Below are 15,441 nucleotides of genomic sequence, written 5' to 3'. Positions count from 1 at the left end.
AGACATCATATGGGTGAAACAGTGAGAAGACCCTAGCTTTTTAAATATTAAGAAGCACCGTTCACCGCAACGTTTAGTGAAACGTTAACGTTTCATTTAATAGCCATCGATAGAGTGGCCGCGAGTGTTCATTACATGAATGAGGATAAGAAAATGGCAAGCGAACAAAATCCACTGGGATTACTGGGCATCGAATTTACTGAATTTGCCACACCTGAACTTGATTTCATGCATCAGGTATTTATCGATTTCGGATTCTCTAAACTGAAAAAAAGTAAAACAAAAGAGATTGCCTACTATAAACAGAATGATATTAACTTCCTGCTGAATAGCGAACGTAGTGGATTTTCTTCTGAGTTTGCTAAGACTCACGGTCCAGCTATCTGCTCAATGGGCTGGCGCGTTGAAGATGCCAAGTTTGCTTTCGAAGGTGCTGTTGCTCGTGGCGCAAAACCAGCACAAGAATCCAGTAAAGATCATCCATACCCTGCTATTTACGGTATTGGTGACAGCCTGATTTATTTCATCGATATATTTGGTGAAGAAAACAATATCTATCAAAATGATTTTGTTGACCTTGAAGATCCAATTATTACCCAAGAAAAGGGCTTCATGGAAGTCGACCATCTCACCAATAATGTCTACCAAGGTACGATGGAATTCTGGTCTAATTTCTACAAAGATATCTTTGGTTTCACCGAAGTGCGTTACTTTGATATTAAAGGCTCTCAAACGGCATTGGTTTCTTACGCGCTTCGTTCACCTGATGGAAGCTTCTGTATTCCAATCAACGAAGGTAAAGGCAACGAGAAGAACCAGATTGATGAATACCTACGTGAGTATGATGGTCCTGGTGTACAGCACTTAGCCTTCAGAAGCCGTGACATCGTCGCTTCACTCGATGCGATGGAAGGGTCGTCAATCCAAACCTTAGATATTATCCCTGAGTACTACGAAACGATTTTCGACAAGTTACCTCAAGTCACAGAAGACCGAGATCGCATTAAGCATCATCAGATTTTGATCGATGGTGATGAAGATGGATATCTACTGCAAATTTTTACTAAGAATCTATTTGGTCCAATCTTTATCGAGATTATACAGCGCAAGAATAACCTTGGATTTGGTGAAGGTAACTTTACCGCACTATTCCAGTCTATCGAACGTGACCAACAGCGCCGCGGTGTTCTATAAAACACTGAGTTTTCGTCATCATTTGAGCTAATGGTTTACAGATTTAGCATCAATGCGTTATCAAACCAGCCCATGTGGCTGGTTTTTGTTTTCAGTGACCAAATATAGGTATAAAATCCCCTCCCTTAATCACTTAATTGTAATCTTTACCATGCCGGATTTCGCACTGCTTGCGGTTTTTTTACCTACTTTCTTCTTCGTTTCAATCACACCAGGAATGTGCATGACATTAGCCATGACACTCGGGATGAGCATTGGAGTGCGCCGAACTTTATGGATGATGGTCGGCGAGCTCGTCGGAGTCGCCCTTGTTGCTGTTGCCGCCGTTATGGGCGTCGCCAGCATCATGCTTAATTACCCACAAATATTTGAACTCTTAAAGTGGGTTGGTGGGATATATTTAGCCTATATCGGTGTGCAGATGTGGCGCGCTAAAGGCAAAATGGCAAAGCTCGATGAGCAATCATCTAGGATCAGTAATGGCGCTCTCGTGTCACAAGGCTTTATTACGGCCATTGCCAACCCTAAGGGCTGGGCGTTTATGATCTCCCTACTTCCTCCTTTTATCAATGTTGATAGAGAGTTAGCTCCTCAGTTTATCGCCCTGTTAAGCATAATACTGTTCACCGAATTTATCAGTATGATAGCCTACGCTACCGGTGGAAAAAGCTTGAAACTCTTTTTAAGTCGTGGTGATAACATCAAGTGGTTAAACCGTATCGCGGGTAGTTTAATGATTGGCGTAGGTATCTGGCTAGCACTCGGTTAATCGCCAGATTTAAAAGGTAACCCTTTAGTCATCTCTTTTATATAGCAAGTTACCTGAGCCTTTTCTTGATGCGTGAAATGCTCTATCGCATCACGAAATCCAGGGTGGGCAATCTCGTGGTTTGAGTGGATATCTATCGGCTCAAACCCACGGGAAACTTTATGTTCTCCCTGAGCTCCGGCATCGAATGTTTGTAAACCATGTTGAATGCAATATTCGATGCCTTGATAGTAACAAGCTTCAAAATGCAAATCTTCCACAGCCTCTAATGCTCCCCAATAACGTCCATAAAGATGGGTATCGCTACAAAAATAGAGAGCTGAAGCGATAATTTTTGCCGTTTGGCCCTCCTCATCTTTGGTCTCCACCAACAACAGCTTAATCTGCTCAGGCATGCTTACCGCTAACGCCTTAAAAAACGCCAAGTTTAGATAACCATGATGACCAGAACGTTTAGCATAGGTCATTTGGTAACAGTGACTAAAAGCCTGCCATTGAGTTTCTGTTACTTCACTGGCATCAATAAAGCGAATATTAAGCCCAAGTTGAGCAACCCGGCTTCGCTCTTTACGAATATCTTTACGCTTGCGGGAATTCATCCTTGCCAAGAAATCATCGAAACTGTTATATCCATGATTTTGCCAATGAAACTGAGTGCCTAACCGATCCAGTGAACCTCTATTCGAAAATTGCTCACACTCATCAGGAGGAAGAAACAGAACATGCCAGCTTGAATATCCACCAAGTTGCATCAACTCCAATAAACTGCTGGTTATCGCAGACCACACTTGCGCGGCCTCACCTTCCTTTAACTCTTCACACATCCCGACACGTGAACCGGTTACAGGAGTAAAGGGAACGGCACTAACCAACTTAGGGTAATAGTCTATTTGGTTACGTTCGTATGCCTCTGCCCATGCCCAATCAAAGATGTATTCACCATAGGAGTGAGTCTTAGCATAAAGCGGCATGACCGCAACCCGCCGATCACCTTGATAAGCAATGAGGTGCATAGGCGTCCAACCTGTTTTAGTGCAAACACAAGCGCTCGACTCCAATGCAGCTAGATATTCATGCCGTGTAAAGGGATTAACTCCCGCTGATTTACCAGACTTATCTGCCATTAACGCATTCCACTCATCCGCAGGGATTGATGTGATTTCGGGATTAAACTCAATGCGGATCTCTGACATGAATGTTTAGGCTCGCTAAGGATAAAAAACAATAATTTAAATGAGTATATACCCAAACAACTTCAAGATGCAGGATTCAGCATGTCGAGAAGTGACAGAGTTCAAGGCATGAAATAGTAGGACTAGTTATTCTAATTCAATATTTCATAACACAGAAAAATGTTGCTTCTCGCCATGCCCTTCGGGAGTTCCCGTAGAATCCCTGCACTGCGTTAGTGATATCGACAAGGGAATAACCATTATCCTCAATCACTGCCTTGTTCAGTTATCCTACGGAAGCTCTGAAACGAGCATCTTGAGGTAGCTTGGGTATAATTAGTAAGTCCTATCAGAGCTAGCTAGTATTTTATTCCTTCAAAGTAGTCGTAACATCGCTAACACTTGCAATTTGTTTTCTTTAACGTCACATTGCACTGATAATTAATTATAACTAATAACAAGGAAGACTATGCGCACGTTCAAGACCTTATTTGTTGCTATGTCGATAGCAGTACCTATCATCAGCCTCTCCACAATACTCGTTACACCAGTCCAAGCTGCAGAAACATCCATATATAGTCACAAGGCGACGGCGCAACCAATATGGGCTAAACATGGCATGGTATCCAGTCAAGAAGCCTTAGCCACACAAGCTGGCGTTGAAATATTAAAACAAGGTGGTAATGCAGTAGATGCCGCGGTTGCGGTCGGTTTTAGTCTGGCCGTAACCCTCCCTAGAGCCGGTAATATTGGCGGTGGCGGCTTTATGATGGTTCATATTGCAGATCAAAACAAAACCATAGCGATCGATTATCGCGAAATGGCTCCATCAAAAGCCCACAAAGATATTTTCCTCAATGAACAAGGTGATCCTGTTGCCGCTCTTAGCCGAGAGCATGGTCTAGCGGTGGGTGTTCCTGGCACAGTAATGGGCATGGAGTTAGCACTTGATAAATATGGCACCATGACCATGAAGCAAGTCACTCAAGCGGCGATAAAAATGGCTAAAAATGGCATTGATGTTACGCCAGATCTCTCAACCTCACTGACTGGGTTAAAACGTCGTATTGCACAATGGCCAAGCTCAGCCGAGATTTTCTATAAAAAAGATGGCAGTGATTACCAAGTCAACGATCGACTTAAACAGCCTGAACTCGCCCATTCTCTATCCCTTATTGCACAACAAGGCAGTAAAGGGTTTTATGAAGGCGAAACAGCTGAAAAAATAATAACAGCCATTCAAGAAGCTGGCGGGATCATGACGTTAGAGGATCTAAAAAATTATAAAGTTGTTGAACGCCAACCTGTTCAGGGAGATTATCGAGGCTATCAAGTTGTGTCTATGCCACCACCGTCATCTGGGGGCGTGCATATCATAGAGATGCTCAATATGCTTGAGCATTTCCCTATCGACAAGCTTGGCCATAACACCGCTGCGACCTTACATTTAATGACTGAATCCATGCGACGCGCCTATGCTGACCGCAGTGAATACTTAGGCGACCCAGACTTTCATACTGTGCCAGTACAAGCACTGATAAACAAAGATTATGCTAAAAAGCTCGCCAGTCAGATAGCCATCAATAAAGCGACCCCCAGCAGTGAGGTTAAGCCTGGTAACCTAGCGCCTTATGAAAGTAACCAGACAACCCATTATTCGGTTGTCGATAAATGGGGCAATGCCGTATCCAATACTTACACCCTTAACTTCAGTTATGGTTCGGGTTTGGTTGCAAAAGGAACTGGCATACTGCTCAATAACGAAATGGATGATTTCTCTGCCAAGCCGGGAACGCCTAATGGTTATGGTTTAGTGGGTGGTGATGCTAATGCCGTTGAAGGTAACAAGCGCCCTCTTAGCTCGATGAGCCCAACCATAGTGATGAAGGACGGTAAACCTTTTATCGTCACTGGCAGCCCGGGTGGTTCGCGTATTATCAACACCACTATGCAGATCATCATGAATGTGATTGATCACGATCTTAATATCGCCGAAGCGACGGCTGCACCACGTATTCACCATCAGTGGTTACCCGACATCTTACGCGTAGAACATAGTTTAAATCGCGACACCATCGATCTGTTAAGAGCTAAGGGACATGAGGTTAAGGTCAATAATGCCATGGGCTCAACCCAATCAATTATGGTAACAGAGCAAGGGATATTTGGTGCATCCGATCCAAGACGCGCAGGCAGTGAAACCTTAGGTTACTAACTATCTCGTAATCAGATCAGTTAACTTCATCAAAAAACGCCAGTGCAGTCATAAGCTCTGGCGTTTTCTATTTTCTGACATAACTTTTATAACTCAATTAGGTATTATACCAATCAGTATAAAGATTTGATCGCTCAGCGAGAGTTTAGCGGTTCTGAGGCAAGGCAACGAGTGAAGAGCATAGTTATTCTACGGTTAAGCTCGTTAACACAGGATCAGAACCGCTAAAACTCGCCTGTAAGGAGTGTTTTTGGCTGCCTACTTCTGTGTTGAATGAACTCATAAGGGAACAACCATTATGTCTTTCATTCGCCTTGAATTAGTTTGCCAAAAAACACTCTGAGTAGATCAACTTCTTATACTGATTGGTATTACTTCTCCACCGCGAGTTCGATAAATGCGGCAGTATACATCTTCAAATTCAGCATAAACTGCTCCTGTGTCATAAACTCATTTTCAGTATGTCCCGTGTACTCTTTGTCTGGCATTGTCGGCCCAAAACTCAAAGCATTAGGAAATAGTTTAAATCCAGCTCTAGAGCCAATTGTTTAAGCTCTGCCTTAAAACCGATAAATTCAGGATCATTATCCGGTGTCATCCCCTCTGTTGCTACCGTCTTAAAACTGACTAATTTGGTCAAGGAATCTACCATCGCCTGCTCGTAGGTTTTAACTGCATAATCCGCAACAGACTGAGATTCTGGACTGAGCGCCTGTACAGAAAAAGCCATCACACAGCTTATGGCTAAAGTTATCGATTTAGTTAAGTATTTCATCGGTTATCCAATTGTTATTATGATCAGGAAACTCTGTTAGTTTGCCATAAAATCAGCCAGATAATGTATAAAAACACACCATTCAAAACATTTGTTACAAACTAAACATAATTTCAATGGATTTAACACCTTCAACCATGATACTTAGAACTATTAACGTAAAAAAATAAAAACAACTTAACAAAAATAGTCGGGGATATAACACTATGAAGGGATTAACCCTCAAACCATTAGTATCAGCCATTGCACTCACGTTAGCTTTAGGTGCATGTAGCAACGCTTCAACCACAGCAGAAACAAATGTGGCACCGAATGCAGTCGCACAGCAGATCATCGAAAATAATGCGTCTAACCCATTTTTTATGCCATACGACACCTATTTTGGCATTCCTGATTTCGATAAGATCAAACCCGAGCATTACCTACCCGCCTTTAAAGCGGGTATTGCACAAAACAAAGCTGAAATCCAAGCTATTATCAACAATCCTCAAGCTCCAACCTTCGCGAACACGATTGAAGCGATGGAGTTTTCAGGTGACCTCACCTCAAAAGTCGCCAGCGTCTTCTATAACCTCACAGGTGCTGACACCAATGATGAGCTCCAAGTGATCTCTAAAGAGGTCTCACCTATGCTTTCAGCAGCCGGTGATGACATCTTATTGAATGACAAACTGTTCCAGAAAGTAAAAACCGTGTATGAGCAGCGCAAAACCTTAAACCTCAATACAGCTCAAGCAAAACTACTGGAAGACACCTATAAGTCTTTCGCTCGTGGCGGAGCCAATCTCAATGAAGCAGATAAGACGACCCTGCGTACATTGAATGATCAAATAGGTAAATTGAACTTGGAGTTCGGTGATAATTTATTGGCTGAGACCAATTCATTTGAACTTGTAATAGACAGTGAAAAAGATCTCGCTGGCTTGCCAAGCGATGTAATCAACACAGCAGCACAAACGGCCACAAAGCGCGGCCATGAAGGCAAGTGGGTATTCACCACATCACGCCCTTCTATCACCCCCTTTCTGACCTACGCTGATAATCGTGAACTTCGCGAAAACATCTACAAAGGCTATGTCGAGCGCGGTAACAATAACAACGCCAATGACAACAAGAAGATCTTAGCCAAGATGGCAGCTCTTCGTGCAGAGCGTGCTCAACTATTAGGCTATAAAACCCATGCCCATTTAGTCCTCGAAGAACGCACGGCACAAACGCCTGAAAACGTCTATGACTTGCTGGACAAGGTATGGCCTGCGGCATTAGGTCAAGCCAAAGCTGAAGTCGCTGTGATGCAAGAGCTTATCGATGAGCAAGGTGGCGACTTCAAACTTGCGGCTTGGGATTGGGATTATTATGCCGACAAAATTCGCGTCGCTAAATACAGCTTTAATGAGCAACAGACTCGGCCTTACTTTTCTCTGGAAAACACCTTAAAAGGCGTGTTCCATACGGCTAATCGTCTATTCGGTATTACCGTTAAAGAACGTACCGATCTACCTAAATACAATGAAGAAGTGCGTACATGGGAAGTGTATGACAAAGATGGCTCATTAATGGCTATCTTTATGGGTGACTACTACGTGCGTGATAGTAAGCGTGGTGGTGCTTGGATGAACTCGTACCGTCAGCAATACGATATGAATGGTGTCGAGTCTATGCCAATTATCGTTAACGTACTCAACTACCCTCGCCCAATTGGCGACGAGCCATCTTTACTTACCTTCGATGAAGCAAGTACGCTCTTCCATGAGTTTGGCCATGCACTGCACGGGATGCTATCTGATGTGAATTATCGCTCACAGGCAGGTACTTCAGTACCACGTGACTATGTCGAGTTCCCATCACAAGTGATGGAAAATTGGATGACTCAACCTGAAGTGCTTGCTCAGTTCGCTAAGCATTATAAAACAGGTGAAGTGATCCCTCAGGAACTCGTTCAAAAAATCCAAGCTGCAAGTAAGTTTAACCAAGGGTTTACAACGGTTGAATATATGGCAGCGACAAAACTGGATTTAGATTGGCATACACTCACTGACTTCACACCAAAAGATGCAGCTGAATTTGAAGCTGATTCACTTAATAAAATGGGCTTAATCAGTGAGATTGCACCTCGTTATCGCAGTACTTACTTCGCACATATTTTCTCAGGTGGATACTCTGCTGGCTACTACAGCTACCTATGGTCTGATATTTTAGGTGCCGATGCCTTTGAAGCCTTCAAAGAGAATGGCATTTTTGATAAAGCCACTGCCGATGCATTTAGAAATACAGTGCTGTCGCAAGGTGGAAGTGAAGATCCGATGAAACTCTATAAAGAGTTCCGCGGTAAAGAAGCAGGGATAGAGCCATTACTTCGTAGTCGTGGACTTCTGAATAAGTAACTTCCTATAAGACTAAAAAGCACGGCTAATGCCGTGCTTTTTTATGTTTGAATGTCAAGGCAGCCCTCCTTTTAATGTTTTAAATATCAATTTAAAACGTCGAATACGATGTCTTAATCACGCTGAAACAATAACTAGTATTAAATCCACTACGCACGAACCAAACAGCAATACAAAAAGATCACATCATTAAAACTAACCATCAACTTATGTAACAACACATACAACGCCGAAGTTCACAAATCCAGCAAGCAACACGCTGATCACAAAAAACATCACTTTAACCCTATCAGTTATCACATAAATGCCATTGAATTTCTTTATAATCCATCATGCTGATAGGGCATAACAAAGATTATCTCATCAGCTAAATGAGGGAGATGCAATGGCACTCTCTCGGGGTCTAAATAAAAAAAGAGAACGATGGATATGTTTAATAAAAAAATACTCGCGGTAGTGATCGCATCAACGCTAGGATTAACAGCTTGTACTTCTGATGATAAAAAAGAGGAAGTGTCAGCAGTTCAAGTCGATCTTCGTATTCTTGAAACATCAGATTTACACACTAACATCATGGATTATGACTATTACAAAACAAAGTATGATCCAACCATAGGCCTTGCCAGAACGGCCAGTCTAATTAAGCAGCAAGGCGCTGAAGTCAGCAACTTCGTGTTAGTTGATAATGGCGATCTATTGCAAGGCAGCCCTATGGGTGACTTTGTTGCCGATAACTTTAAGCGTGATAATACCATTGGTGGCACACACCCAGCGTACAAAGCCATGAACACCCTTGGTTACTCTGTCGGGAACATAGGTAACCACGAGTTCAACTATGGCCTAGATTTCCTCAGTGAGGCACTTTCAGGGGCTAATTTCCCTTACATCAACGCTAACGTGCTGTGCGAAGCAGATTGTTGGGAAGGTAAAGCCAAAGGTGACAACTTATTCACTCCTTATATCATTGAAGAAAAAGCCGTTATCGACAGCAATGGCGATCAACAAATTGTGAAGATTGGCTATATCGGTTTCGTCCCCCCACAAATTCTACTTTGGGATAAGCAAAACCTATCAGGTAAAGTCTCAGTAATGGGCATTGTTGAAGCGGCTGAGAAGTTCATCCCCATGATGAAAGCCGAAGGCGCTGATGTTATCGTCGCCATTCCACACTCAGGTGTAGGCACGCCGTCAAACCCAACAGATGTTAACGACGAAAACGCCACTTATGCCCTTTCGCTCGTTAAAGGGATTGATGCAATCACGTTTGGTCACAGCCATTCAGTATTCCCATCTGCAACATTCGAAGGACTGGAAAATGCTGACTTAGAGAAAGGCACCATCAATGGTGTTGCTGCTGTTATGCCTGGTCGTTGGGGAGATAACCTCGGTATTGTCGATCTTAAGCTAGAGATGAAAAATGGTGCATGGGTCGTTATCGACCGCACAGCAAAAGCATCGCCAATTTACGACAAAAATGCAGATGTTCCAGAGCTAGTAAGTGCAGATAATGGCATTCGTGATGCAGTGGCTCTCGAACACCAAGGCACACTCGACTATGTCGACCAACCAATCGGTAGAGCCTCTGCTGACATGTACAGCTTCCTGACCTTAGTTCAAGATGATCCATCAGTGCAAATTGTATCTGATGCGCAAATTGCCAAAGTAGAGGCCAACCTAACTGACGAACTTAAAGATATACCAGTGCTGTCAGCTGCAGCGCCCTTTAAAGCAGGTGGACGTCATAGTACGGCGGCAGATGCTGATTCTTACGTGCAAGTGCCCGCAGGCGACTTGACCTATAAAAATGCCGCCGATCTTTACCTGTATCCAAACACATTGGTTGCCGTTAAAGTCACAGGGGCAGAGATCCAAGATTGGTTAGAGTGCAGTGCTAATCAGTTCAATCAAGTCGATCCAAACGTCACGATCCCACAATACCTCATCAACTGGGATACACATCGCACCTATAACTTCGATGTCATTGATGGCGTAACATACAAAATCGATGTGACACAACCAACGAAATTTGATGGTGACTGTAAAGTTGTAAATGCCACAGCAAATCGTATTGTTGGGCTCACTTATACTGATGAAAATAATAACGTATTCACAGATGCTGACTTAGCTAAGAAAGAGTTCATTATCGCGACCAACAACTACCGTGCATTTGGTGGGAAGTTTGCCGGTACAGGTTCTGATTTCGTCATAATGGAATTACCAGACAGTAACCGTGAAGCACTAGCACAATACATTACTGATGAAACAGAAGCTCATTCTGAAGTTGATCCTTCAGCTGATAATAACTGGGATTTCGTAACAATCAACACCACGACTGAGTTAGATATCCGTTTCGAAACTCAAAACAGTGAACTCGCAGATCAATTTGTCACGGAGAACCAAGTACGACCACTCACTAAGCGTACAGACTTAACCGATGAGTTTGGTTTTGCCATCTACAATATCGATCTAACGACACCTGTAAAATAAATTGACCGACAGTATATTGCTACTTTCTATTTTACTTAGGGAGTTGCTTACACAATAAAACAATCAAGGCTCTCATATTTTCAAGAGAGCCTTTTTATATATCTCATCGCTAAGCCCACACGTTTGTTCAATTTCATTGCCCACAATTCGCGTTTTTCTTGAATTAACGTTCCTTTTCACGTTGAAATAATCTTATCGCTTTTTCACACACTAAAAATATGGTTTTATATGACAAATTCAATTGCTTGCGAAAAAACCACTTATGAACTAGCTTAATAACTAAGCATTTTAAAATGGAGAAGCGCAAATGAATAGGATTAAAGAAGCCCAAGAAAATCTGAAAAATGAGTTTAAGCTTTATAATGATGCAGCCACGAACAAATTACCCGAACTCGAAATTAACTCTCCGGAGAAACTTGAAGCACTACTAGAGTCTGTCACAAGAAGGGAATCTTTAAATCATTCAAAGAAAAAGCCGCCGGCAACCAAACTAAAATCCGCTTTAGCTGACAATCTACTTTTATTGGACAATTTTGATATTAAAAAGGCGAAAGAAGCAGGTAAAGCGGAATGTTAATACTCCATTTAAAAACGTAATAGCCCCATCTCAGAGTTGGTTATAGCGCTTTGTAGCCAACTCCATATCCATCAATAAACCTCAAACAACAGCTATAGTTTATTCGACTTTCTGTCCTGATAGATATTGTTCGCGCCATTTATTGCTAAAGAACAAAGAATGAGCACACTCAAAACGGTTACCACAAACTTGGCCATTGGGTAGTTGTTATAGATGAACATAGGATCAAATTCTGAGTACTTTCGTATCAAACGCTCTGCAAGCGAAGCCAAGTTGATAACGATAGAGAACAAGTACAATATAATCAGGCTAATTTCATTGCTTGTAAGATTATAATATTGAGCTGAGCTTCTAGCTAGTCGACTCAGCCAAGGGATCTTTAGACTCGCAATATAACCAGCTGTTTTTTGGCGTTTCAATATCATTGAAATAATCACGACATCATAGAGTGAAATAGCAAGATAATAAAATGCCCCCCACTGTACAATGATGCCTATGGTTAAAATATCTACCGTCTTTAAAACAATAATATTACCGATTAACCAGCGAATGTTAGGAGATTGAAAGCAAACAGCAAAAGCAATAAAAATTAATGCCCACTCAATACGATTAAATAATAGGAAATACTCATTCATAAGACCAAACAAATCCTGATTTGCATTTCATTTAATAGTAAACACTTATTATCATTAATTTTTTTCAGACAACATATTAACTAACAACCCCACATCGAACAGCATTCAAACACTAATTGATATATGAGTTAAGTTCTCTGAAACTTGCAGATCTCTAACCAAAATCGGTGATTCAATACCTGAAATACCACGGGCATAAGTAACAGACTCAGCGATTTGCGCATTTGGTGGTGGCTGGACTGACCCTCCACTGGTTTTTGTTGTGATTTCAGACTCGCTTTTTGACGCCACAGTAGATTGATTACTTTGGTATGTGGGTGGAAGATTGTTGACTATCATCTTGAAGCTCCTTATCTGAGATGGACTGACCTTTCATGTTAGATGGTATTTTAGGCAGAAGATTAGTGGGACTTAATCCGACAATCACACATAAATGTAAAAACTGAGACAGCTTAGGTTCGGAAATACCATCCTCCCAGTTATATATGGTTTGTCGACTGCAACCCATCTTGCTCGCTAATTCAGTGACACTATATCCTTGTGACAATCGAAGCGATTTTACTATCTCTGGTGTAGTGAACATAAGTTCCTTTTGCCACTGGCCGTTGATACTAGATTCGAGCTCCACAATTTTTGCCGCTCTCGAATAACGAAAACATATTTTTAACATTGCTAGCGGTTTTAGTCTAATTATTTAGACAGATAGTTTGTTAATCTTAATTTTCGAGTTGACTTGTGCAATGAGAAAACAAAAACTTACAATGAAAAACCGCCTAGGGAGCGAGCACAAGCAGTCAATCTGCCACTCAATTATTTTGCTGTTTTTTGAATGTGAAAAACATGAAACTAGCCTAAGAGCAAGTCATCATGTACAACCCGAGTTAAGTCGAGCAGGACCAGTGCTCGACTTGTTTTTAATTAAGCTAACCTATTTAACCCCGTTCCGCTTTGTAATACATCGAAAGCTAAACCTCAACGGTTATAACACAATTTCAATCACCATTTCGGTTTTGACTGAGTTGGCGATAAAACACTGTTGGTGGGATTGATTATGCACTTTTTCAAGTTGAGCTGAGGTTGGTTGCTTCTGGCCAGAAAAAATCACTTTGGTCATGGTCATATTTCCGTACTCACCCTTCCCAATCCCCCAAGCGCATTGTCTTGGTACTCATCAACAAGCCACTTTATTTTTGCCGCAATGCCTAAAAAATAACATATTATACCAATCCTACTAAATATCTGTTCTTTCAGCGGGAATGCTAAGTGCTGTAGGCAAGACAGATGATTGACGCTAACAGTGATTCTCGGCTCAGGCGTTCCACTTCCGTGTTGCATTGACTTAAAAGGGGGTAAGCATTTCCTCATCAATGCGCCTTGAATTAAAAAGCCTGAGTGGCTCTGAACTGACCACATATTTAATGAGGTTGGTATCACTAGAAATCGAAGCGACAAATGCCTCTTCCGGATCCACATTAGCCTCAACAGAAAATGGCAAGGGAACAATATGAGGCGAAGAAGATGCACTAACGCTAGCACCACCGTCAAAAGACCAAAGATGGCCTCGACTGTATTGATTATCGACAAAAGCTTCATCAGCAGTGCGCTTCCAGCTAATCTTGGCTAGATATTCAGACATTAACGCCTCACGTACAATTTACGTTTTAAGCTGATTTAAGTGGAGACTCACTTTATCATATAGATGCAGTTATCTATCGGGATCGGTTCAGGATACAGACTCTCAACAAACCCCAATGAGAGATAGAGGTTAAGTGCAGCTAGATTATGATTTAATACAAATAAAGAGACTGACCCTGGGATTAACCTAACCCCTAATTCCTTGCATCCCTGCTCAATCAATTGATGAATTAGAATATGACTGACTTTCAACGATGCCAGTGGGCCTATTTGACACCTCTTGCCCCTAAAATTGGGTGCAATGAGCAATCGACCAAGATGACATTTATCATGACGAAGGTAACATTGACCAAACCCAGCAAGTTCACCGTCATGGGTCACGAGAGAAAACGACACTGAAGTGTCGAGTTTAAGATCTTCGGTAAAGCTGCAATGAGTAAATGGATAACGAAAACCAGGGCCTGCCCATGAAAAAAGAGAATCGGCATCATTAAACCAACTCATCATCTGCAAAACATGATCTTGGCTCACTTGAGTAAGCCTCATAGCAACACCTTCATAAATACAACACCATAAATCTGTCACCCTCTTCTTTGAATCGATTATTCACGATACAGTGTAAATTAAACATACCATAGCGGTATATACCCAAACTACCTGAGAATACTAGTTTCAGAGGCGTTGCGCGAGTGCAATTCTAGACGCATTGACGTAGGAATGGTGACTCCCTTTTAAGTTAATGCAACAACGAAGTGGGCTTGCGCAAAGCCTTCTACGATGGGTTTTAATGCTCTTTATTCTGCGTTATTGATTTTGCTAAGGGAACAACCATTAACTGCAAACAATATCTTGCTTAAAGTGCATTAAATTCCCACTGAATTCTGCATTTCCAAGTAGCTTGGGTATAAACTTGAATTACATTAATTGAGTATCGAAGAATGACCATTAGCCAACTCCCCTTTTCTCAAGCTTGTGAAAATAATAAAGCCCCAATACTGAGTATTATTAATACCATTTTTTCAACCTCCGCTCACCTGCTCGAAATAGGCACAGGTACAGGACAACATGCAGTTCATTTTGCCAAAAACTTACCGCACCTTACCTGGCAAACTAGCGATCAAAATGCTTATATTGAGGGAATAAAGCAACAACTCGCATTAACTGAACAGCCTAATTTGCGCTTACCCTTAGTACTTGATGTCACTCAACCATGGCCTATCCCTACTGACACTAATATCGATGGCATTTTTACAGCGAATACACTGCATATCATGTCTGAAGAGATGGTAGAGGCATTCTTTGAAGGTGTTGGAATTCACTTACAAACTCAAGGTCAACTCTGTATTTATGGGCCATTCAATTACGCAGGAAAATATACCAGTGAGAGTAATGCCCTATTTGATATCAGATTAGCGCAACAAGACCCAAGAAGTGCAATTCGAGATATAGAGTGGGTAGAACAACTTGCAGGGGGTCAGGGGCTGAAATTAGTTAACGACCACGCAATGCCCGCCAACAACCGTTTACTCCATTTTGTGAAAAGTTAAACCCAAGACAGGTAGCTTTAGAGAAACTTAGCAACTTCAGTATTATTGCAT

General features: G+C 41.9%; 14 protein-coding genes and 1 pseudogene. 7 read left to right on the top strand and 8 right to left on the bottom strand.

What is annotated here, in order from left to right; all coding sequences use genetic code 11:
- Nucleotides 1–153 precede the first annotated feature (153 nt).
- Together hppD and FN961_RS14415 are read left to right on the top strand one after the other, a co-directional pair.
- Complete coding sequence (gene hppD, locus FN961_RS14420; RefSeq protein ID WP_144040880.1) at nt 154–1,194, top strand: 4-hydroxyphenylpyruvate dioxygenase; 1,041 nt, start codon at nt 154–156, stop codon at nt 1,192–1,194.
- A 151-nt stretch (nt 1,195–1,345) separates the two neighbouring features.
- Nucleotides 1,346–1,963, top strand: a complete 618-nt coding sequence (locus FN961_RS14415) for a LysE family translocator (protein ID WP_144040879.1) — start codon at nt 1,346–1,348, stop codon at nt 1,961–1,963.
- Here FN961_RS14415 and FN961_RS14410 read toward each other — a convergent pair.
- Entirely contained in the window at nt 1,960–3,156 is a 1,197-nt protein-coding gene (locus FN961_RS14410; RefSeq protein WP_144040878.1) for a GNAT family N-acetyltransferase, read from the bottom strand. The two genes, FN961_RS14415 and FN961_RS14410, sit on opposite strands and share 4 nt — an antisense overlap.
- Before the next feature lie 448 nt (nt 3,157–3,604).
- Here FN961_RS14410 and ggt point away from each other — a divergent pair, with 448 nt between their 5' ends.
- Nucleotides 3,605–5,350: a gamma-glutamyltransferase gene (ggt, locus tag FN961_RS14405; RefSeq protein ID WP_144040877.1), complete on the top strand. Its 1,746-nt coding sequence runs from the start codon at nt 3,605–3,607 to the stop codon at nt 5,348–5,350.
- A 502-nt stretch (nt 5,351–5,852) separates the two neighbouring features.
- Here ggt and FN961_RS14395 read toward each other — a convergent pair.
- Nucleotides 5,853–6,125: a hypothetical protein gene (locus tag FN961_RS14395; RefSeq protein ID WP_144040876.1), complete on the bottom strand. Its 273-nt coding sequence runs from the start codon at nt 6,123–6,125 to the stop codon at nt 5,853–5,855.
- 206 nt (nt 6,126–6,331) lie between these two features.
- On the opposite strand from FN961_RS14395, the gene FN961_RS14390 reads away from it, so the two are divergent.
- From FN961_RS14390 to FN961_RS14380, 3 genes are all read left to right on the top strand, one after another.
- Nucleotides 6,332–8,509, top strand: a complete 2,178-nt coding sequence (locus FN961_RS14390; protein WP_144040875.1) for a M3 family metallopeptidase — start codon at nt 6,332–6,334, stop codon at nt 8,507–8,509.
- A 429-nt stretch (nt 8,510–8,938) separates the two neighbouring features.
- Nucleotides 8,939–10,996, top strand: coding sequence for a bifunctional 2',3'-cyclic-nucleotide 2'-phosphodiesterase/3'-nucleotidase (locus FN961_RS14385; RefSeq protein WP_185972795.1), 2,058 nt, complete (start codon nt 8,939–8,941; stop codon nt 10,994–10,996).
- A gap of 307 nt (nt 10,997–11,303) precedes the next feature.
- Nucleotides 11,304–11,573, top strand: coding sequence for a hypothetical protein (locus FN961_RS14380; protein WP_144040873.1), 270 nt, complete (start codon nt 11,304–11,306; stop codon nt 11,571–11,573).
- A 92-nt stretch (nt 11,574–11,665) separates the two neighbouring features.
- Here FN961_RS14380 and FN961_RS14375 read toward each other — a convergent pair whose 3' ends face one another.
- From FN961_RS14375 to FN961_RS14355, 6 genes and pseudogenes are all read right to left on the bottom strand, one after another.
- Nucleotides 11,666–12,208, bottom strand: coding sequence for a hypothetical protein (locus tag FN961_RS14375; RefSeq protein WP_144040872.1), 543 nt, complete (start codon nt 12,206–12,208; stop codon nt 11,666–11,668).
- 105 nt (nt 12,209–12,313) lie between these two features.
- Complete coding sequence (locus FN961_RS25825; protein ID WP_185972797.1) at nt 12,314–12,547, bottom strand: hypothetical protein; 234 nt, start codon at nt 12,545–12,547, stop codon at nt 12,314–12,316.
- The gene (locus FN961_RS14370; protein WP_144040871.1) at nt 12,510–12,791 is read right to left on the bottom strand and encodes a helix-turn-helix domain-containing protein; all 282 of its coding nucleotides are present in this window, start codon (nt 12,789–12,791) and stop codon (nt 12,510–12,512) included. Before FN961_RS14370 ends, FN961_RS25825 begins: the two co-directional genes overlap by 38 nt.
- 396 nt (nt 12,792–13,187) lie before the next feature.
- Nucleotides 13,188–13,322: an OsmC family protein gene (locus FN961_RS26195; protein WP_268241165.1), complete on the bottom strand. Its 135-nt coding sequence runs from the start codon at nt 13,320–13,322 to the stop codon at nt 13,188–13,190.
- Nucleotides 13,323–13,640: 318 nt separating this feature from the next.
- Nucleotides 13,641–13,844, bottom strand: a pseudogene (locus FN961_RS14360) (OsmC family protein); the annotation flags it as partial.
- Between the two features lie 47 nt (nt 13,845–13,891).
- The gene (locus FN961_RS14355) at nt 13,892–14,389 is read right to left on the bottom strand and encodes a GNAT family N-acetyltransferase (protein ID WP_144040870.1); all 498 of its coding nucleotides are present in this window, start codon (nt 14,387–14,389) and stop codon (nt 13,892–13,894) included.
- A 392-nt stretch (nt 14,390–14,781) separates the two neighbouring features.
- Between FN961_RS14355 and FN961_RS14350 the strand changes: the two genes are divergently transcribed.
- On the top strand, nt 14,782–15,390 hold the full coding sequence (locus FN961_RS14350; RefSeq protein WP_144040869.1) for a DUF938 domain-containing protein: 609 nt from the start codon (nt 14,782–14,784) through the stop codon (nt 15,388–15,390).
- Nucleotides 15,391–15,441: the final 51 nt, after the last annotated feature.

This window comes from Shewanella hanedai (assembly GCF_007197645.1).
GTDB classification, from domain to species: domain Bacteria; phylum Pseudomonadota; class Gammaproteobacteria; order Enterobacterales; family Shewanellaceae; genus Shewanella; species Shewanella hanedai.
Note: the sequence above shows the minus strand (reverse complement) of the source record. Positions and strands in the feature narration are given on the sequence as shown.